General features: G+C 38.4%; 14 protein-coding genes. 11 read left to right on the plus strand and 3 right to left on the minus strand.

What is annotated here, in order from left to right:
- Positions 1-8: 8 nt before the first annotated feature.
- Positions 9-1,025, minus strand: coding sequence for a GntR family transcriptional regulator (locus AC1DNH_RS20710; RefSeq protein WP_477581315.1), 1,017 nt, complete (start codon positions 1,023-1,025; stop codon positions 9-11).
- Between the two features lie 336 nt (positions 1,026-1,361).
- Between AC1DNH_RS20710 and AC1DNH_RS20715 the strand changes: the two genes are divergently transcribed.
- The 4 genes from AC1DNH_RS20715 (at position 1,362) to AC1DNH_RS20730 (ending at position 9,648) form a co-directional block, all read left to right on the plus strand.
- Positions 1,362-4,445 carry a SusC/RagA family TonB-linked outer membrane protein gene (locus tag AC1DNH_RS20715; RefSeq protein WP_477609043.1) on the plus strand — a complete coding sequence of 1,028 codons (3,084 nt, stop codon included), beginning with the start codon at positions 1,362-1,364 and terminating at the stop codon, positions 4,443-4,445.
- Between the two features lie 11 nt (positions 4,446-4,456).
- The gene (locus tag AC1DNH_RS20720; RefSeq protein ID WP_477584709.1) at positions 4,457-6,112 is read left to right on the plus strand and encodes a RagB/SusD family nutrient uptake outer membrane protein; all 1,656 of its coding nucleotides are present in this window, start codon (positions 4,457-4,459) and stop codon (positions 6,110-6,112) included.
- A gap of 136 nt (positions 6,113-6,248) precedes the next feature.
- A complete protein-coding gene (locus AC1DNH_RS20725; RefSeq protein WP_477609045.1) occupies positions 6,249-8,267 on the plus strand; it encodes a glucosidase family protein in 2,019 nt (672 codons plus the stop codon).
- Positions 8,268-8,271: 4 nt separating this feature from the next.
- Positions 8,272-9,648 carry a trehalase family glycosidase gene (locus AC1DNH_RS20730; RefSeq protein ID WP_477584711.1) on the plus strand — a complete coding sequence of 459 codons (1,377 nt, stop codon included), beginning with the start codon at positions 8,272-8,274 and terminating at the stop codon, positions 9,646-9,648.
- 154 nt (positions 9,649-9,802) lie between these two features.
- On the opposite strand, the gene AC1DNH_RS20735 is transcribed toward AC1DNH_RS20730, so the two are convergent.
- Positions 9,803-9,994 carry a hypothetical protein gene (locus tag AC1DNH_RS20735; protein WP_477609047.1) on the minus strand — a complete coding sequence of 64 codons (192 nt, stop codon included), beginning with the start codon at positions 9,992-9,994 and terminating at the stop codon, positions 9,803-9,805.
- A 155-nt stretch (positions 9,995-10,149) separates the two neighbouring features.
- On the opposite strand from AC1DNH_RS20735, the gene AC1DNH_RS20740 reads away from it, so the two are divergent.
- From AC1DNH_RS20740 to AC1DNH_RS20760, 5 genes are all read left to right on the plus strand, one after another.
- The gene (locus tag AC1DNH_RS20740) at positions 10,150-10,719 is read left to right on the plus strand and encodes a porin family protein (protein WP_477584219.1); all 570 of its coding nucleotides are present in this window, start codon (positions 10,150-10,152) and stop codon (positions 10,717-10,719) included.
- A gap of 274 nt (positions 10,720-10,993) precedes the next feature.
- Complete coding sequence (locus AC1DNH_RS20745) at positions 10,994-11,704, plus strand: RNA ligase family protein (RefSeq protein ID WP_477584217.1); 711 nt, start codon at positions 10,994-10,996, stop codon at positions 11,702-11,704.
- A gap of 49 nt (positions 11,705-11,753) precedes the next feature.
- Positions 11,754-12,794, plus strand: coding sequence for an AAA family ATPase (locus AC1DNH_RS20750; protein WP_477625619.1), 1,041 nt, complete (start codon positions 11,754-11,756; stop codon positions 12,792-12,794).
- Positions 12,795-13,079: 285 nt separating this feature from the next.
- Complete coding sequence (locus AC1DNH_RS20755; protein ID WP_477584213.1) at positions 13,080-13,937, plus strand: sugar phosphate isomerase/epimerase family protein; 858 nt, start codon at positions 13,080-13,082, stop codon at positions 13,935-13,937.
- A gap of 367 nt (positions 13,938-14,304) precedes the next feature.
- Positions 14,305-15,270, plus strand: a complete 966-nt coding sequence (locus AC1DNH_RS20760; RefSeq protein ID WP_477608608.1) for an ROK family protein — start codon at positions 14,305-14,307, stop codon at positions 15,268-15,270.
- Positions 15,271-15,534: 264 nt separating this feature from the next.
- Here the strand turns inward: AC1DNH_RS20760 and AC1DNH_RS20765 are convergent, their stop codons facing one another.
- Positions 15,535-17,718, minus strand: coding sequence for an alpha-galactosidase (locus AC1DNH_RS20765; protein ID WP_477625620.1), 2,184 nt, complete (start codon positions 17,716-17,718; stop codon positions 15,535-15,537).
- A gap of 503 nt (positions 17,719-18,221) precedes the next feature.
- On the opposite strand from AC1DNH_RS20765, the gene AC1DNH_RS20770 reads away from it, so the two are divergent.
- Positions 18,222-19,442, plus strand: a complete 1,221-nt coding sequence (locus AC1DNH_RS20770) for a Pycsar system effector family protein (RefSeq protein ID WP_477608612.1) — start codon at positions 18,222-18,224, stop codon at positions 19,440-19,442.
- On the plus strand, positions 19,442-21,481 hold the full coding sequence (gene ppk1, locus AC1DNH_RS20775; protein ID WP_477625621.1) for a polyphosphate kinase 1: 2,040 nt from the start codon (positions 19,442-19,444) through the stop codon (positions 21,479-21,481). Before AC1DNH_RS20770 ends, ppk1 begins: the two co-directional genes overlap by 1 nt.
- Positions 21,482-21,728 lie beyond the last annotated feature (247 nt).

Below are 21,728 nucleotides of genomic sequence, written 5' to 3' on the forward strand. Positions count from 1 at the left end.
GCTTTAGCTTATAACGAATTTCTTCTGATGAGTACTGTTGGAATGATTTCCTGTATTTTTTCTTTTTTCAGCACCGCATGCGCAACTTTTTTGCCCATTAACGAAAAATCGGCCGAATAAGTTGTAATGCCCCCGCCTATAAGTTCTTTTACCACCTCATCGTTATGCGAAAGGATGCCGATATCTTTTCCCACCTGTAGCTGCTTTGCTTCGCAATCTTTCAATATTTTCCAGATTTCGGAATTGTTCAGTGTAAAGTAAACCTTGCCTTTTTCTACACTTCCAGGCTCATATTCATTTATTATCCTGGTATTTACAGCGAAATCTTTCGTAAACTTTTTAAAGGCCCTGATAATTTCGACTGGATCTAACGAACCAGGAACATGAAAGAAAATCATTTCATCGAACTTTTTTATGGTATCGGCAAGTTCGGCTAAAACTTGGTAGGTAGATTGCTCAAATTCCTGAGTAACATAATTAAATTCACCTTTTAAGGCTTCGTAACGGTCGAACATGATCAGTTTGTTGCTCGGTAAGCTATCTAACAGGTGTTTGGTTTTAGGATGTGGAATTGGCGAAATTACATAAACACCATATTTACCTTTAATCATATCCAGCATGGTTTCGAACATGGTAATATTGCCGTGATGAAAGAAAACATCGATGTGCACATTTGGCCCAAGTTCATTCCTGAAATTACGGTAAAACTGCTCCTGGAAAGAATCAATCAGGTACATCAGTAGCGCTACCTTTAAGGTTTGTTCGGTATCGTCGTTAGCCACAAAATACCCTAAACGCTTTTTCGATTCCACTATACCGCGGCTAATCAACTCGCGATAACCTTTCATTACCGTTTCGCGGGCAAAACCAAGCTCTTTAATCAAAACATTGATAGAGGGGAGCGCTTCACCCTTAGAAATAATCCTTTCATCAATGGCATTAATAAAACCCTGAACAAACTGCTCATGTTTTGAATAAGAGGGTATTTCTTCGAGTTCCTGTATTTTTTCGAAAATAGTTATCATAAAGTAGATTGGGCTACACTAGTCTATAGGTTTGTAATTCTGCTTTGCCTTTTAATTTACAAGGTAATAAAATTCAGTTAATCAACAATCGAAAAAATATTCCATATCTCATTTTTGTCTCATGTTGAACTGTAAAGATAGGTTATGTAACAATAAAGGCACAAAATTGCCTGTTTTTGTTAAGAGGTAACCTAATACTGAGCGCGTTTTTTTTACAAAAGCCAAAAATAAGTTTTGCAATTCTAATAAAAGATCATTTATATTTACATAATAATAGAACAGAATAGACTAGATTAACTAGATTATCTTTTTATTTTCAACCAAAATAAACCAAATATGAACTTAAAACTTACTTTTCAAAAGTTAGGCTATCCCGATCTGCTCTGGAAAAAGCTTATTTTATTACTGCTCTTTTTTGCTGTTTGTGTCCCCTCGTTTGCCCAGCAAATGATTTCGGGCAGGGTAACAGACAATGGACTAGGATTGCCAGGCGCTTCGGTTAGGGTAAAGGGAACCCAAAAAGGCACAAAAACAGATCCTGATGGAAGATTTAAACTAAGCGTTCCGGCTAATGCCATTTTAATATTTAGTTATGTGGGTTATACCGATCAGGAAATTGCTATAGGTGATAAAACCAACATTGATGTACAGCTGGCAGAAACATCAGGCTCAGGCTTAAATGATGTAGTAGTGGTAGGTTATGGTACGAAGAAGCGGGCAAATTTAACGGGTGCAGTTGCCACAATCAGTGGAGCTGAACTGGCAAAATCTCCTTCAACCAACCTTACCAATTCTATTGCTGGTCAGGTTCCGGGCCTTATTGTAAATACCAGAAGTGGTGAGCCGGGTAATGATAATGCTGATGTGTTTGTTCGCGGTAAAAGTACTTTAGGGAGCACGGGTGCCCTGGTCGTAATTGATGGGATTCCAGACAGATCAGGCGGCTTTGCCAGGTTGAATCCAGCTGATATCGAATCTTTTACGGTGATCAAAGATGCAAGTGCTGCAATTTATGGTGCACGATCGGCAAATGGCGTTATCCTCATTACCACAAAAAGAGGTAAATCTGGTCGGCCAGTATTTTCGATTGGTACCAACTGGGCTACAACACAGCCTACGCGTGTACCAGAAATGCTGAGCGCCTACCAATATGCACGGGCTACGAATGAATACGATGCTTTAGTTGGTCAGCAATTAACTTGGAAAGCAGAGGATATTGAAAAATTCCGTAGCGGATCTGACCCGCTCGCGTATCCAAGCAGCAACTGGTGGGATGCGGTAATGAAAAAACGTGCATTACAACAAAACCACATTCTTTCGCTTAGCGGCGGAACGGATAAAGTGAGTTATTTCTTTTCAGGTCAGCACCAGAAACAAGATGGTATCTATAAACGCGATGCCGCTTATTATACACAAGACCAGGCGAGGGCAAATGTAGATGTGAATGTGACCGATAATTTTAAAATGGGTGTAGATGTGAGTTATCGCAACGAATTCCGCAATGCAGCCAAACGTGGCTATGATGCTGGTGGAATTTTTAGAGAGTTGTGGCTAGCCTATCCTTACCTTACCCCAATATATAACAATGATCTTGTTGGTGTGGGTATTGGAGGCGGTCCGGATAACAGTATGGTTTACATTACTTCTGGAGAGGCCGGATACCAAAAATTCACCACTGATTATTTGCAAACTAAGGCATCTTTTAGCTGGAAGCTGGATAAGGTGACCAAGGGACTTTTCGTGGATGGATATTATGCGTTTGACAAGACCATATCGAAAACAAAATCGTTTACCAAAACACCACCTCCGGCATACCGCTATAATCCTGCAACAAAGGGATACACCCAGGTGGTTTCTTCGATTACGCCATCGCTATTTGAGCAACGCGGCGATATTAATCAAGGTTTATTAAATTTAAAACTAGGTTATTCAAAAACAATCAGCGATCATACTTTTGATGCTTTTGTTGCTTTCGAAAGCTTTAAAGGCAATACTGATATCATTAATGCCAACAGGTCAAATTTTCTCAGCAATAGTTTAGATCAGCTTTTTGCAGGAAGCCTTATCGGTCAACAGAACAATTCGAGTGCTGCAAAGGCCGCACGAGTGAATTACATCAGCCGGTTTTCTTACAATTATAAAGGTAAGTACCTGTTAGATTATACCATGCGTTACGATGGCTCTCAGAATTTTCCACAAGGAAAACGTTATGGTTTTTTCCCAGGAGTATCAGGAGGGTGGCGTATTTCGCAGGAAGATTTCTTCAAATCGGATGTGATCAACGAGCTGAAATTGAGGGCATCATGGGGTAAGACTGGTAATGATGCCGTTTCTGCCTTTAACTATTTGCAAACCTATTTGCTTGGTAGCGGCTATGGCTATTCTTTGGGTTCTGGCGCTTCGCAGGTTTCTTCGCTGGTATTAGGGCCAACCCCAAATCCGAACATTACTTGGGAGCTGGCCAATACTACCGATATTGGTTTAGAAACACAGTTTTTTAAAGGAAAGTTAGGTGTTAATATCGATGTATTCAGATCGCTGCGCTCTAATATTCTAATCACCAGAAGTGAATCTGTTCCAGGATACACAGGTTTAACGCTGCCGAGTGAAAACCTCGGGAAAGTATTAAACCGTGGAATAGAAATGGAGGTTTTATACCACAACACCATTGGTGATTCTTTTAAATACAACGTTAGGGGTAATATCACTTTCGCAAGGAATAAGGTCATCTTTATGGATGAAGCCGCGAATATTCCGGATTATCAACGCAAAACCAACATCCCGATTGATTCGTGGTTCCTGTACCAGAGTGATGGTATTTATCAAAATCAACAGGAAATTAACAATACGCCGCATCCGGCAGGTACGGGGGTAGGCGATATCAGATATAAAGATATAAACAATGATGGTGCAATTAATGATTTGGATAAAGTGAGAACACCACTTACCCGTACACCAGAGATTATGTTTGGTACTTCTTTTGGCGCAAGCTGGAAAAACATAGATTTTACGGTTTTCTTTCAGGGACAGGCAAGGGCCAAATCTTACCTGGCGCCAGCGGGTTTAAATATGGTTCAGGAATTTTTTGAAGAAAGATGGCAAAACCCAGGCGATAATAAATATCCAAGAAATTTTAGCGGCCCAACAGGCAGAACATTCGGCGTAAATACCCTTGAATCGGATCTTTGGTTGCGGAATGCGGCTTTTGTAAGGTTAAAGAACATGGAGCTGGGTTATACCTTTTCAAAAACATTGATTGAAAAGATAAAAATGCAAAATGTAAGACTTTATATCAGCGGAACAAACTTATTTTCTATCGATCGCTTCGGGCCATCGTTCGATCCAGAAACCCCAAGTAATTCAGGGCAGTATTATCCACAACAGCGTGTGATCAATGTTGGCGCAAACATTACCTTCTAAAAAAGTATATCATGAAATTGAACATCAATAATTTAAAAATAAACAGCACAGTTTTACTCATCTGTACACTGCTGCTAATCGGAGGATGTAAAAAGGCGCTCGAGCTGCAGCCTTTAAACGCTTACTCAGAAAAGGATGTATGGACCGATCCAAAACTGGTTCAGGTTTTTGTAAACAGTATTTACGATCAAACGGTGCTCGCTTACCAGGACGGTGGACTAGGCTGGGGCGCGCAAACCGATGAGCTTTATGGAAACTTTAACTGGACAAATGAAAACCTGTATGTACGGGGTGAGGCCACGCCTGATAACCAAAGTTCAGAATCGCTGAACCATTGGAACAAAATGTATGCTTCTATCCGCTACAGTAATATATTCTTCACAAATATTGATCAGGTAACAGCAGGAGGCGATGCGGTTAAAACGATGAAAGGTGAGGTACACTTTTTACGCGCTTTGGCTTATTTCGAACTGCTAAAAAGGTTTGGTGGCGTACCGCTTATTGTTAAGGTTTACGATGTGAACGACAAAAGCTTTAACGAGAAAAGAGCCACATGGACCGAAACTAAGGATTTTATACTTGCCGAGATAACGGAGGCTTTGAAAACCCTGCCAACAGTTTATACAGGTGCTAATGATAAAGGCCGCGCTACTGCAGGAGCAGCTTTGGCCTTAAAATCGAGACTTTTACTGTATGCTGCGAGCCCTTACTTTAATAAAAGCAACGATAAGAAGCTTTGGGAAGATGCAAAACTGGCAGCCAAGGCTGTAATTGATTTTGCTACACCTAAATACGCTTTATACGGCAATGCGGCCAATGGCACCTATAACAAAACTTATCTCGATTTTTTTAATTCAGAAATTATTTTTTCGAGAGTATACAGCGGCTTGGTAAGAGCAGATCGTTATAATACCGTGAGCAGAGATTTGAGCCCAAATGGTTATAATGGTTATAGCGCTTACAATGTTGTTCAACAAATGGTTGATGATTTTGAAATGGCCGATGGTACAAAATTTAGCTGGAGCAATCCTGTACAGGCAAAAGATCCGTATCTGAACAGAGAACCAAGATTTTATGCGACAATTTTGGCTAATAATCAGCAGTTTAAAGGACGTTTAACCAGCTTTTTTGAAGGTGGTGATGACTCTCCCCAAAGTCCTTATTCTCCGTGGAATGCGTCAAAAACGAGATATTGCGTGAAAAAAATGGTAAATGAGGCTTTCGATTGGAACGTTCAGGATTACGATGCCAGCCAGTGGGTGGTTTTCAGGTTATCGGAAATCTATTTGAATTATGCCGAAGCCTGTGCTGCACTTGGAGAAGACGGAGAGGCCCTAAATTACCTGAATAAAATAAGAACTGAAAAAGCGGGTATGCCAGCCGTAAGTGGGTCTGGAGCGTTACTAATGGATCAGATAAGACATGAACGCAGGATAGAACTTTGCTTTGAAGGACACCGTTATTTTGATATCAGGAGATGGGGAATAGCAGAAACAGGTTCAGAAGATGCAAAAGGTGTAACGATTACCAAACAGGCAAACGGTACTTTTACCTATGCATTAATGACCGTTCAGGAGCGTACCTGGGTACCAAGTTTTTATTTTTACCCAATCCCGAGAAGCGAAATACAAAAGAACCCTGCCATTGTGCAAAACCCAAATTATTAATTAAAATGCTATTTTTAATGAAGGTTGTCTCATAAATGTAAAATTTGTCATCCTGAGCTTGTCGAAGGACTTTGTCGAAAGATTATAAGGCGTTTCGACAGGCTCAACGTGACAGATTTGAAGAAAAATCGTATTTATGAACAAGCCTCTTCATTTTTTTCTTTTTGATATGAAATCTTTCCCAATAAAATGTATACCGTTCATCTTAATTTTGTTGCATTGTTTTGATGTAAACGCTCAGGATTTACGTTGGCACCTGCAAAAGAACGGGGGCATCGAATGGACTGTTAAAAAAAACACCAAACATACCGATCAGATAGAAATGAGCGGGAAACAAATTTCCGCAATAATTACCTATGGTGTAAACGATAAAAATAATCTGGTTTTAAAAAGAAAACTCGTATTCCCGATGCTGCGGATTATTCCAAACGATACCCGTGGAAGCCTGATTAAAGATTTTGATCAGCTAATACCTCCGGTTATGATCGACGGAATAGCTTTGAATGAACAACCTATGGCTTTTTCTATCAATGGCTCGGTAAAGATCAGGTCTGAAATAGGAAATGTGAACATAATACGCGAGCTACTCCCATCAACCGATAAACCAGCATTTATTGAACACACGGTATTTAAAAATAATGGATTGAAACCAGTCGAAATTGTTGTTCCGGAGTTTGATCAAACAGATAGTACCGCACGCAGTAAAGGCGTTTATGGTACTTACCTGCTCAATACAAAGATATTTGGGACCGGTAAGTTTATTTTAAAAGCAGGGGAAGAGCAAACCTATGCAATTGTTTATTCGGCACGGAAAACCGCCGACCAGCCTTATACTTTTTCTTCAGTATACGAATCGTTAAAACGAAGGAATTTTGTAAGCGAAATTACGCAGCAACTGGTACTGAAAACGCCAAATGATACCCTGAATCAGATGTTTGCTTTTGCTAAAATCAGGGCTTCTGAAAGTATTTTTGATACGAAAAATGGTTTAATGCATGGTCCCGGTGGTGGATCTTATTACGCTGCAATATGGGCAAATGACCAGGCAGAATACATGGACCCGTTTTTCCCTTTTTTGGGCAATACTGCAGGGAATGAAAGTGCTAAAAATAGTTTCCGCCTGTTTGCCAAATACATGAATCCCGAATACAAACCGATTCCTAGTTCGATTATAGCAGAAGGAACTGATAAATGGAATGGAGCAGGCGATCGCGGTGATATGGCTATGATTGCTTATGGTGCATCGAGGTTTGCACTGGCTTATGCAGATACAGCCGAGGCCCGACAATTGTGGCCACTGATAACATGGTGCCTGGAATTTTCAAGAAGGAAAAAAAGTGCAGACGGGGTAATTGCTTCCGATTCGGATGAGCTGGAAGGAAGGTTTCCGGCTGGTAAAATTAACCTATCAACCAATACGCTAGTTTACGGCGCATTGATCAGTGCTGCAGATCTGTCAGCAAGTCTTGGTGATAAAATAACTTCAACAAATTTGCTTAAAGAAGCATCTGTACTAAAAATAGCAATAGAGAAATATTTTGGGGCAAAGGTACAGGGATTCGATACTTACCGTTACTACGAGGGAAATGATAAGCTTAGATCATGGATAGGAATGCCACTGGTAATGGGGATTTACGGTAGAAAAGAGCAGACTGCCAAGGCGCTTTTGTCTGATTACCTGTGGACAAAGGACGGGATGTTGAGCGAATCAGGATCAAAAGTATTCTGGGACCGTTCGCTTTTGTACGCTGTGCGTGGCTTGTTCAATGCAGGTATGACCGATACCACCATGAAATACCTGAAATACTATACTGCCAAACGTTTGCTGGGCGAACATGTGCCTTATGCTGTTGAAGCCTGGCCAGAAGGAGATCAGCGCCATCTTTCGGCTGAGAGTGGATTATATTGTCGTGCCATAACCGAAGGATTGTTTGGGATACAACCTACTGGTTTTAAATCATTCCGGTTGTGCCCTTATCTTCCTGCAGGCTGGAAACAAATGTCGCTTAAACACATAAGAGCATTTAATAGCGATTTTGATATTACTGTTTTCAAGATTGGAGGAAAGATCAAAATTTTGGTAGAACAGGAAAGTGGCAAAAAACAAGAAATCAACTGGGACGGAAAACAGACTGTAGAAATTAACTTATATTAAACAAATGAAAAGAATCCTTTTTGTAAACATTTTTATTTGCCTATGCTGCGGCGTTTATGCCCAGGGCGGAGTAACTTTCAAATCAACCGATGCCGCTTTGCAAACCGCATTTGTTAGGGCCAAAGAAATGGCATTAAGTTATAAAGGCAAGACTTCTGATCCGGTTGGCCCTTGGTACGAATCTGCTTTACCGCCAAGATCGGCATTCTGTATGCGCGATGTAGCCCACCAGAGCATTGGTGGCGAGATATTAGGCTTGAATAAGGAAAATAAAAATATGTTCAGGCTATTTGTTAACAATATATCCGAATCTAAAGACTGGTGTTCTTATTGGGAAATTAACCATTTAGGTAAACCCGCTAAAGAAGATTATCGCAATGATACAGCATTTTGGTATAACCTGAATGCAAATTTTGATGTGCTTAATGCCAGTTGGAAATTATATTTATGGACAGGCGACCTTGAATATATCAACGGCTCAGGTTTTAAAAACTTTCACGAAAAATCAGTAACCGAATATATTAACCGTTGGGTGTTGCAGGCCGATTCTTTGCTGAAAAGGCCAACGCATCCAAATGCTCCTGTGCCTTTCAATAATAATGATTCTTTTCATCGGTGCCGTGGTTTACCTTCTTATTCGGAGGGGGTACCCAATATTAAAATGGGGGTAGACCTTGTTGGTGCAATCTATAGGGGTTTAATGTCGTATGCAGCAATGCTCGACCTAAAAGGGCAGCACAATAAAGCAAAACAGTTTAAAGAAAAGGCTGAAGCTTATCAGAAAAGTATCGATGCTTTGTGGTGGAACGACAGCGCTTCGCAATACCATACTTTTTATTCGAACGACCATAAATTCGGTATGGATGAAGGGGAAACTTTTTTACTTTGGTTCGATGCCTTAAAAGCTGGTGAACGCAAAGAAAAAACCATTCAACATCTATTATCGAAAAACTGGAATGTAGAAAACCTGTCGTATTTTCCCTTAATTATGTACCAGAACGGGCAATCAGAAAAAGCCTACGGTTATTTGTTGCACTTAACCGATCCTGCAACAGCCAGGAGGGAGTACCCTGAAGTTTCTTTCGGTGTTATTAAAGGTTTTACAGAAGGATTAATGGGAATAGAAGCCGATGCACGGTTTGATCAGATCACAACATTGTACCGTGGTAAAAAAACAACAAGTTCCGAATTAAAAGATTTACCTGTATTAATGACTTCCATTACAGTAAAACATGATGGTAATATTGCTACAACGCTAACCAATAATGGCCAAAAGAAAATTCTCTGGCAGCCTAAATTTTTAGATGATAAGGGAAAAACCATTGTGAAGAAAGCAGTTTGGGTAAAACCAGGAAGCTCAGTTAAATTTAAAAGAGCCTAACTACATCTAGCTTTTTTCATCGTAAGTTTATTTTATTTTTTTAATGGCGTAGGGCAATGTGATTAAGTTAAGTACTATGCCGTTGTCAGTCTGAGCTTGTCGAAGACCTTTCTATGGTCGAAAACGAAAAAACATTGTCATCCTGAGGGATAATTTATCTTATAAAAATCAATATGAGTGACGTATAATTGTTTCTTTTCGATACACCAAGGGCTTGCCTCAGCTCGCCGCCGCCGAAGGGCTCTTTCTTTTTGGCATCAAAAAGACCAGCATAGCTAGCTTGAATGCCGTTGAAAACATAAAGGCCTATGAAAAAACAAAAAATGCCGGCTGAAAATTTATTCATTTTGTATTATAGTTTTCAGCTGCATCCTGTCGAAGGACAAATGTTATTTGTTTTCTCCATAAAAATAAATGACATTGGGCATAGGGGTAAATACAAACGTTGTTGTCATACTTTCAAAACACAATAAATATTCAATTATTTAAAAACAAAAAAGTATGAAAATCAACAAGTTTTATTTATTAGTTGCTGTTATCGTTATTACAGCAGGAGTGGCAAAAGCACAAGATGCTGATGTTGTATTTGGTGTAAAAGCTGGTGTAAACTATGGAACATTGCCAACAAGTTTAAATGCCATAACAGATAAAAAAGGAAAGGTGGGTTATAATTTTGGAGTATTTGCCCGGGTTGGTAAATCATTATATTTTCAACCAGAATTGAACTATGTTAGCTTTAAGAGTTCATATGTTTATGCAGCTAGCACTTATACCCCAAAATTTAACCAACTTAATTTGCCCCTTATGGTGGGCTACAAACTGATTGATACCGAAGCCTTAAATTTCAGGGTTTCTGTGGGGCCCGATGTTAATTATACCCTTAACGAAGCAAAAGGGCCGGTTGGCTTTGATTATAAAAAGCTTACTTTCGGTGGAGTGATCAATGCCGGGGTAGATATTGGCAACATCAGTATTGATGCCAGATACAGCAGTGGCCTTACAAAAATTAATAAAGGCCTGAATGAAAAAAGCGGTTTGTTTAATCTATCTGTCGGATTTAAATTGTTTTAAGACTTCTAAACTTCTTTATTCCTCTAGTTCATCAGTTTAAATATTGGAAGAACATAAATCCATTTTTCGCTAAAGAAAAATGGATTTTTTTTGTTAACTTCTTAAATAACATTTCTTTAGTTAAAAGAAACTAAATTAGTTTTATTACTTTTGTTGCCAAACGAACTATTTAAGTCTTGTGTCATGTAATATCATTTGCATATAAATGTTGAATGACCTTTCCCACCTGGGGAGGGAGTAATTACTATTTATTTTTTACTTTACTTATTACAATATGGCTATTTCAAAAAAATATGGTCGTACTTATCACTACCCGTTTTCGCCGGGAACAACTAGCGATGACAGGATACAGCACGACTATTGGGAATATTTACAAAAAATTCCTACACTTATACACACCGAAAAACTCGATGGCGAGAATAATTGCCTGTCTAAACACGGCGTGTTTGCTCGCTCGCACGCGGCTCCAACTACATCACCATGGACAGAAAGTCTTAGACGTTTTTGGCAACTTGCGAAACATGATTTAGGAGACTTAGAAATCTTCGTAGAGAACTTATATGCTATTCATTCTATTGAATATCGCAAGCTCGAACATCATTTTTATGTATTCGGTATCCGCGAATTCGACCATTGGTTAAGTTGGGAAGAAACGCAGTTTTATGCAAATATGTTAGATCTGCCAACTGTTCCTGTAATTAAAATAGAACAAAAACCGGAAAATCAACAACAGTTCGAAAAAGAAATACTCGAGTTGGTAAAGGGGACAGGTAAATTTGATACCTATGATGTTTACGATAAAACCCAGGTTACTATGGAGGGAATTGTTAGCAGGAATGCCGATGGGTATACCGTTGATGATTTTGCCCAAAACGTGTTCAAATACGTACGCAAGGGGCATGTTAAAACTGACGAGCATTGGACCAGAAGCTGGAAACGTGCATCACTGCTAAATGAAGGAGGTAAGCATGTGGGCCTTAAGTGAAAATAAACAGTGGGCGGATCTTGAAATTCGCTTTGATTGGGTAAAACGCATGGCAGGCGTTCAACAAGATTCACGCTATCATGCAGAAGGTAATGTGGCCATACATACGCAAATGGTGCTAACCGCTTTACAAAATGAACCTGCTTTTAAATCATTATCTGAACAGGATCAGGAAATTTTATGGGCAGCTTCTTTATTGCACGATGTTGAAAAGTACAGTACAACTGTTTTTGAAACAGATGGAAGCATTACCTCAAAAGGACATGCGCGTAAAGGAGCTCAATTTGCAAGGCAATTACTATATCAGGATGAACCAGCGCCTTTTGCCATTCGTGAACAAATTGTAGGGCTGGTAAGGCACCATGGTTTGCCAATTTGGTTATTTGAAAAAACTGATCCTGTGAAAGTTTTAGTTAAAGCAAGCATGGAAGTTAATCTGCAATGGTTATGTTTATTGGCAAAAGTAGATATGCTTGGACGTATCTGTGATGATCAAGAAGAGATGTTATATCGTATAGCTTGCTTCGAAGAATTTTGTAAGGAAAACGAATGCTGGGGAAACTCCTATCGGTTTAAATCAAATGCTGCGCAAATGTATTTTATGCAACATGAAGATGCTTATTTAGATTACATCCCATTTGATGAACCAGTAACGGAAGTTATTTTAATGAGCGGTTTGCCTGGTGCCGGAAAAGACACCTATATTAAAACACATTACGCAGATTGGCCGATAATCTCTTTAGACGGTATCCGTAAGGAAAAGGGAATATCTCCAACGGATAAAGCAGGTAATGGGAGGGTAATACAAGAAGCAAAAGAGCAAGCCAGGGTTTATTTGCGTAAACAGCAGGCATTTGTTTGGAATGCTACTAATACTACGAGCCAGATGCGCACGCAGTTAATTGATCTGTTTAGTATTTACAAGGCAAAAATAAGTATTGTCTATATCGAAGTGCCTTACCAACATTTGCATCTTCAGAATAAAAATAGAACAGCTATTGTACCTGCGGGAATACTTAATAAATTGGCGAACAAACTCGAAGTACCCGCACAGTGGGAGGCACATCAGGTCGTTTACCGGATTCGATAATAGATGTTTTAAGTTCGTAATTAAGCGAGCTATGGTAGAAATCATTGGAAAAACATCCTGTTATTAACACAGCCCTTCAGCGTATTCTGAAGGGCTTTTTTGTTCCATAATGGTTATGCTTGCTGATTGATTGGTTATTAATGAAATCACCTTTTAATATGAACTAAATTCTTTAAAAACTAAAAATGTGTAACTTGAATCCGTAATATATATCAAATGAAATATAACCGACGCAATTTTATAGGCGGTAGCATGGCACTCACATCAGCTTTATTTTTAAAACCAATGGAAACATTTAGTGCACCTTCTTTAGGATCTGAAAAATGGACAAATGGTTTCGCCTTAAAAGTCATGGCGCCTTATTGGGGCTTTAATGGCTCGGTAACTGATTTTTGCAAAAAGGCAAAAGATTCGGGTTATGATGGAATAGAAATCTTATGGTCGCCAGAAATTGCAGAAGAGTTATTTAAAGCGTTAAAAAAATATCAATTAGAAGTTGGTTTTCTTTGCCGTGGAGATGAAGCCCTTCCAGCACCGCACTTTGCAACTTTTAAAAAAGTACTTAGCGAAGCTGTTGAACATCAATATCAAAAACCATTGTATATAAATGTTCACTCGGGAAAAGATTTTTTTCAATACCAGGACAACAAAAAATTCATTGATTTTACTGTTCAGTATGCCAAAGAAACAGGAGTTCCAATTTATCATGAAACTCATCGGTCTCGTATGCTTTATTCAGCTCCGGCATCATTACAATATTTACAGCAAAACCCTGATTTAAGGCTAACCCTCGATATTTCTCATTGGTGTAATGTGAGCGAAAGTTTACTCGAAGACCAACCAGAAACCGTGGCACTTGCCATTTCACGTACCGATCATGTTCACTCCAGGGTTGGCCATGCAGAAGGACCACAGGTAAGCGATCCGAGAGCGCCGGAATGGAAACAAGCGGTTGAAGCTCATTTTGCCTGGTGGGACAAGGTTGTTGCCATAAAAAAACAACAAGGTAAAATCCTGACCATGTTAACTGAATTTGGCCCGCCCAGTTATATGCCAACCATTCCGTTTACCAACCTTCCAGTTGCCGATCAATGGGAAATAAATGTATATATGATGCAGGTTTGGAGAAAAAGATATTTGTAGTTTTTCTAAAAAAGGAGACTGCTATATAGCTAGCTTGTTGGGTTGTTTTTAAGCAATAGGTAATACAGTAGGTAGAAAACTGCTTAGTGATGAAGAATTTAGTAGCTGCGTGCCCCAAACTGCATAAGGGCCGAGCTGCACTCCTCACACTTAAAAGCATTACGTTTATGGCTGTGTTGCCTAAAAATGATTACTGTTAAGTGTTTATTTCTCTTTTTAATCAATATTTAAAGGTTTTGGACTGAAATCTAACGGGTAGAGTTTATCGAATTCCATTTTTAGTCTATATTAGATTCGAATAATAAAATGTTATTGAAAAACATGTCCAATAAAGCAATGCAAATGAGATTTAAACTAGGTTTGGTATATGATTACTTTAAATAATTTCAATATGGAACAATCGTATGCTATCGGAATTGATGTGGGTGGATCTTCACTCAAATGTGGAGTAGTAAACCAAAATGGCGAAATTTTATATTCCATTATTGTATCGCTAAAAAATGCGAAAACACAAGGTGCAATTATTGCGCTCATTGTAGAAGCGATCAATTCCTGTGCTAAAAAAATTAAAAACCCTATTCTGGGGGTAGGCATAGGTTTTCCGGGGATTATTTACAACAATAAGATTATTGCCGGTGCTGATAATTTACCTGGCTTTAAACAATTGGCTTTAGGCGAAATCCTGCAAGAAGTAACACGTTATAATATTGTAATGGATAATGATGCCAATTTAATGGGGCTAGGAGAGATGACTTACGGTGCGGCCAAAGATTGTAGTGATGTGGTTTTCCTTACCGTAGGAACTGGAATAGGTGGTGCTGTGATGATTGATAACAAGCTTTACGGAGGATTTAGAAATAGAGGTACAGAGTTAGGGCATATTGTTGTACAACACCGTGGGGTTGCCTGTGCCTGCGGAGGTCGCGGTTGTTTAGAAGCTTATGCGTCGGTATCCGCCCTGCTTAACCATTATCAGTCTATCCACCCTAATTCACCAGAAGAGATTGATGGTAAATATATGGTAGAGAAATATCTTGCGAGAGAAGAATATGCCGTTGAAGCTATGGAATCGCATTTCGATTACCTAGCTACTGGCATTATTAGTTTTATAAATGTATTTAGTCCGCAAAAAATTGTAATTGGTGGAGGCATAAGCGAATCTGGTGCCTTCTATGTTCGCGAGATTGAAAGAAGAATTAAAACTTTAGCAGTGCCTATTGCACCTGGTAATGAATTGGTAGTTGCTGCTAAGTTGGGCAATAAAGCAGGTTTACTGGGCTGTGCAGCAAATGTTTTTCAAAAGTTTAAGGCTTTTGATTATGCAGTAAAATAGTTCATCAGAAAAAGAATAGTACTGATTTGAATCTGAATCTCTTGCGGTAAATAAGCAAGAACAAAAAGTATTTAATTTTAAAAAAGAGGTTGTATCATAAATATAGATTTGTCATCCTGAGCCTGTCGAAGGACCCGTTTAAATACTCTTGAAGGTGTTTCGACAGGCTCAACATGACAGCATGTGAGTTGAAATCGATTTTTAATCAAAAAAAGGGAGGCGATAAGCCACCCTTAATATCTAGAGCTTATGTTTTTAAACAGTTTATATCGCCTGGACCTTTAAAACCACGCTGGTTCTGTAAGCATTTGCTTCTGGATTAAAGCCTACCTTCATTAAAAAGTCGCCAGAGTAAACTTTAGTACTGTCAATTGGCGATTTAGCACCAGGGTATAGATTAATTTCTTCAATTTTATATCTTTTAACAGGGTCTAATCCTTTAAGTTTAATTGGTAATATCACACCATTAGTAAAAAGGGTGGCCACATGATAGTTAAAAACAATAGCCTGATCTTTTGCTTCGTTTACATAAGCAATTGAAGCTATTTTATTTTCGTAAGGATCCTGTAAGCGGTATTGCTGACCATGCCAGATAATATCTTTAAAGCCATTATAGGTTTTAACGGCATTCTGACTAAAAAGTAAATCATTTTTACTTAACTCATTTACACGTACATCATAACCGAGTTTTCCCATCATGGCCACATCTGTTTTAAATTTAATAGGCTGTTTACCCATATCGGTAATGTGGTTATCTACAGCAATAGAAGGGAAATAATACGAATATTCCCACTGAATAAAGATGCGGTCGTAGGGATTGGTATTATCGCTAGGCCAAAATTCGGTGAAATGTTGTAATGCGGCATAATCTACTCTCGAACCACCTCCGGCACACAGCATCATTGGTGTTTTAGAGTATTTTTTTCTAATCCGCTCCAATACGCCGTTTAATCCCCTGATATATTCAAGATAAAAATGATCCTGATTTTTTAAGGTAGGAGAATTTGCATTGTATATTAAGGAGTTACAATCCCATTTAATGAAGGCTATTTCTGGCACTTCCTTAAAAAGATCATCTACTGTTTTATATATAAAATCCTGAACCTTAGGGTTGGTTAGATCCAGCACCAACTGGTTACGCATGTAATATTCTTTTCTTTCAGGCTGTCTGATAATCCAATCGGGATGGTTTTCGTATAACTCACTTTTAGGATTCACCATTTCGGGCTCTATCCAAATACCAAATTTTACACCGCTTGCTGTGGCCTCTTTGCCTAATGAACTGATTCCATTTTTTAGCTTTTGCTTGTTATACTGCCAATCTCCCAGGCCAGAAGTAGATCCATTGCGTGGATATTTATTTCCAAACCAGCCATCGTCCAATAAAAAAACATCAACCCCTAACTTTTTGGTATCTTTTGTTAATTCGTTTAGTTTTTCGTCATTAAAATCGAAATAAGTGGTTTCCCAGTTGTTTAGTATGGTAGATCTTTCACCCTTTCCATCTAATATTTGATAGTTTCTGGCCCAGTCATGCAAATTTCTACTGGCTAAACCTTTTCCTGCCGATGAATAAGTATAAATAAAGCGGGGTGTAATGAAGTTTTCGCCAGCCTTTAAAGTATAGTTCGACGAAAAATTATTAATCCCGGCAGTTACGCGGAGGTAATATTCGTCGAAAGTTTCAAAATCCAGCTTAAAGTTTCCTGTCCATGCTAATGATCCGGCAATTACTTCGCCCGTATCCTCAGTCGCAGGCTGATCTATCGAAACCATAAACGAAGAAGAATGAAGGAGGTTTGTTCTGGTTCCTAGTTTCGAATCGATGGTTTTTATGCCATGCAACAATTGCTGTTCTTCTGATCGCATTTCGCGTGTAGCACCACTATATTGGTTTTTAAGGAAGAATTTTTTTCCACTCAGGGTAAGATTTGCCGAAGCATATTTGTTTAATACTACCGTGCCTTTTTCTCTATGTTCAATTTCGGCCCATTGCTCAATTACATTTTCATTAAAATAAGCCAGGTATTTTAAAGTAACCTGAAAGTTGTATTTTAAATCTTTAAGAATAATACTGGTTAATTTTCTGTTCTGATCCAGCTGTTCGATTTTTACATCCGAAAATGTTAATACAGTAGATTTGTTCCCATCAGCATGGGTTACGGTTAATGCCGGTTCTAATAAATTAAGCGAGCCGGAAGCAATGTAAGCTTCGCGTTTATTTAAAAGGTCATCAGAGCCGGGTTTGTATTTATCTAATGCTTGTATACTTGGGTATTCGCCCGCATTATCTAATTTTTTGCCCAGGTATGTCGATAATAAAGTGTTATCACGATCTGTTTCTAAGATCAGTACATTGTTTTTTGTAGCAATTTCTATCGTTTTCTGCGCTAAGCTGTTTAAGCCGATTGCCATTGAGAGTAAAAAAAAAGTAGTTTTTCTTTTCATTATTTATTCGGGAAATTTTGGGTAGTGTATAGTGTTTTGTATCTTTTATATTTGGTTTTGTAAAATTCGAGGCCAGTTTTTAGAATAAGCAAACCAACTTGTAAGCGTTAAAATGCATTAACAATTATAAATACCATAATTGCTATCATTCAGGTTTAGGTTATTAATGCCAACTCAAAATACTATTGCTTATCAACTACAAGCTAATAAGTGCAAATTAGAATTTTCTGAAGCTAATGAATGTCCTATTTATATCAGATTATAATCTTTTTTTAACAAGAAATAACCTAGTCGCAGGAGATTATAGTGCTAAACTCAATCATTTCTAAATCTAATTGTAAAATAAACAAGGCATTATTATTGTTAAGGGGAGATCAGCATTGTTTTTAAAAAATTAGCGTAATTTTATAATCATAAAAAAATAATACAATTTTCAGCTTTAAACATTTTCAAGAAATGCATTTCCATCGTCATATTAAATTACCGCAACCCCGAATACACTCATGAACTATAAAAAATTGCAGGAAGATGTAGAAAAGCACGTTGGCGATTACTTCCATACCCATAACGATCCTCGCCTGGTTTATCATAACCTGGAACATACACAAGAAGTGGTAAATGCTGCGCAGCAAATTGCCAATCATTATCAGCTTAATGAACAGGATTTTTTCTCTGTAACCGTTGCGGCCTATTTTCACGATACGGGATATTTCGAAGATGCACTAAACCACGAAGCAAAAGGAGCAGAACTGGCTGATAATTTTTTAGCGAAACATCAGGTCAATCAAGAAATCCGTGACCATGTTAAAAGCGCAATATTGGCCACTAAAATTCCTCAGAACCCTAAAAATGAAATTGATAAAATCATTTGCGATGCAGATCTGTTCCATTTAGGTTTGCCCGATTTCCGCGCAAAAGGGAAATTGATGCACAAGGAAAATGAACTGATCTATAAAAAAGATATCAGTAAATTAGATTGGCGTAAAAAAGATATCCAGTTTATGGAATCACATCATTACCATACCGATTATGCCAATCTGTTGTTGAGCGATCAGAAACAGAAGAATATCAGCAAACTGAAAAGTAAACTAACATCGCAGGAGGAAATTAGTGCCGAATTGGCAGAGCCCCTAAACTTTGCCCCTGTCATTGTGAAAGAGAAGGATAAAAAAAAGAAAGACAAAGACGATCGTCCCGATAAAGGGATCGAAACGATGTTTAGGATTACCTCAGCCAACAACCAGCGCCTGAGTGATATGGCCGATAATAAAGCGCATATCCTGATCACCGTAAATTCGATCATGCTTTCCTTGATCGTGAGTTTGTTGCTTAGGCGATTGGAAGACCATGGCAACTTGATTATCCCCACATTTATTTTGTTAATAGTGAGTTTAACCTGTGTGGTGGTTTCTATTTTATCAACACGCCCGTCTATCCCCAAGGGAGAGTTTACGCAGGAAGATATGGATAAGAAAAAAGTAAACTTATTATTTTTTGGTAACTTTTATAAAATGAGCTTACCCAGTTATACCGATGGTATGATTAAAGTGATGAACGATAAAGACTTTTTATATGGTACCTTAATCACCGACGTATACTCGCAAGGCGTAGTTTTGGGCAGAAAGTATAAACTGATCCGCCTGGCTTACAATATTTTCATGTTTGGTTTAATTGCAGCAGTATTTGCATTTGTAATTGCTTACGCAGCTTACGGTAAACTTTAATGGAACAGATAGTAGAAACCTCTTTTTTTAATAGAGATTTAAGCTGGTTAAAGTTTAACGAGCGTATTTTAATGGAAGCCGAGCGAAGTACCGTTCCACTTTTAGAACGCATTAAGTTTTTGTCGATATTCTCTTCCAACCTCGACGAGTTTTATCGCGTAAGGATGCCGGTCTTACTCGCTTTAGAGAAATTGAGCAATAAGGAAGACAACGATATCCAGATTGACGATAATTTGCTCAATACGGCCAATTTGCTTATTTCGGAACAGCAGCAGCGTTACGGTAAGGTGCTTAAATCAGACCTTATTCCCTTGCTTAAAGAGAATAAGATAAACTTAATTTATGGACAACCATTCCCTGCAGAAATTCAGAAAAATACAACCCGATATTTTTTGAGTCAGGTAATGGCCTTTCTGCAGCCTGTTTACATTAATGCGGATACCAACTTCTTTCCCTCAAATAATGAACTGTACTTTCTGATTACGCTAAAAAAGAAAGAAGATGCTGAAGTTGTTATTTTAAATATTCCTTCCAACCAGTTACCCCGTTTTTATAAGGTAGAATCGGGTGACGAGACCTTTATTGTTTTTCTGGATGATATAGTGCGTTTTCATTTAGACCGTATTTTTCCTGAAGCTGAAGTTACCGGATGTTATAGCTTCAAAATTACCAGAGATGCCGAAATTGACCTGAAAGACGAATATTCGGGCAGTTTATCCGAACAATTGGAGAAGCAGTTGCTCAAACGCGATTCGGGTTTGGCTACACGTTTTCTTCACCAGCCAGGCATACCGGCCAACGTTTTCGAATTGCTCAAAAAGCTTTTTAACCTTAAAAAGGCGAATAGGATAGAGGGCGGGCAATATCATAACCTGAAAGATTTTATGGGTTTTCCGGTTAATTCGCCAAAATTATCCAACCAAAACTGGCCAAAAATCTGCAATACCGACCTCATAGATGGATCTTTAACCGAGGCCATTTATAAAAACGACATCATTGTACACACGCCTTACCAGAGTTATGATAGTGTATTGCGTTTTTTTAACGAAGCGGCAATTGATGCTGAGGTTCGGGAAATCTATGTTACGCTTTATCGTGTAGCCAGCGATTCGAAAATTGTTAACGCTTTAATCAGCGCTGCAAAAAATGGTAAAAAAGTAACCGTTTTGGTAGAGCTTAAAGCCCGTTTTGATGAGGCCAACAACATCAAATGGGCCAAGAAAATGAAGGAAGTTGGCGTTGATATTATTTACAGTGTAACTGCTTTAAAAGTTCATGCCAAAGTAGCCTTGGTAAAACGCCAGACAGGTGACCGCATGCGTTATTCTGGTTTGTTTTCTACCGGAAACTTTAACGAAAGCACGGCTGCTTTTTATACCGATCATATATTAATGACGGCCAATAAAGAAATGCTGCGCGAAGTAGAGCTGCTTTTTATTTTTCTGGCCAAAAGGGTTAAACCTACTTCTGCCGATCTGATTAAATTTAATCATTTATTGGTCGCACAGTTTAATTTACAGCAGGTTTTTCTTGATTTGATAGATCGCGAAATTGAACATGCCAAACAAGGTAAACCATCGGGTATTACCATTAAAATGAATAATCTCGAAGAAAAAGTATTGATCAACAAACTTTACGAGGCTTCGCAGGCAGGGGTAAAGATCGAACTGATTGTACGGAGCATTTGTCGCTTAATTCCAGGTGTAGCAGGAATGAGCGAAAATATTAAGGTTACCCGCATTGTAGATCGTTATTTAGAGCACGGACGTATCTTTATTTTTCACAATTTAGGCAAAAACGATGTATACCTCGGCTCTGCCGATTGGATGAACCGTAATATTTATCGGAGAATTGAAGTTTGCTTTCCGATTCATAACGAGCAGATTAAGCAAGAAATGATAGATATTATCGAAATCCAAAAACAAGATAACGTACAGGCGGTTTGTATAGATGAAAACATGAACAATATTCCTGTTAAAAGTAGTGGGGCTCCTGTCGAGTCTCAATACGATATTTATCAATTATTAAAAAATAAATAGTGCCGTGTCTGTGTCCCCACCATAAGATCGTCATTTCGACTGAAGTGCAGCGAAATGGAGAAATCTATAGAAAATGATCTTGATAGATCTCTCCGCTACGGTCGTATTCTAGGTTTACCACAATTGCAAATTTATTTTAAGAAAAACTCTTTTTTTGGGAGTTTTTCTTAGCTTTTATGACGCTCTCCTATAATTCTCGACATACATTTCTCCTCTCTTAACAAGTGAGAACATCCTTAAAATCAGT

The sequence above is a fragment of the Pedobacter sp. 01N310 genome (genome assembly GCF_056399805.1).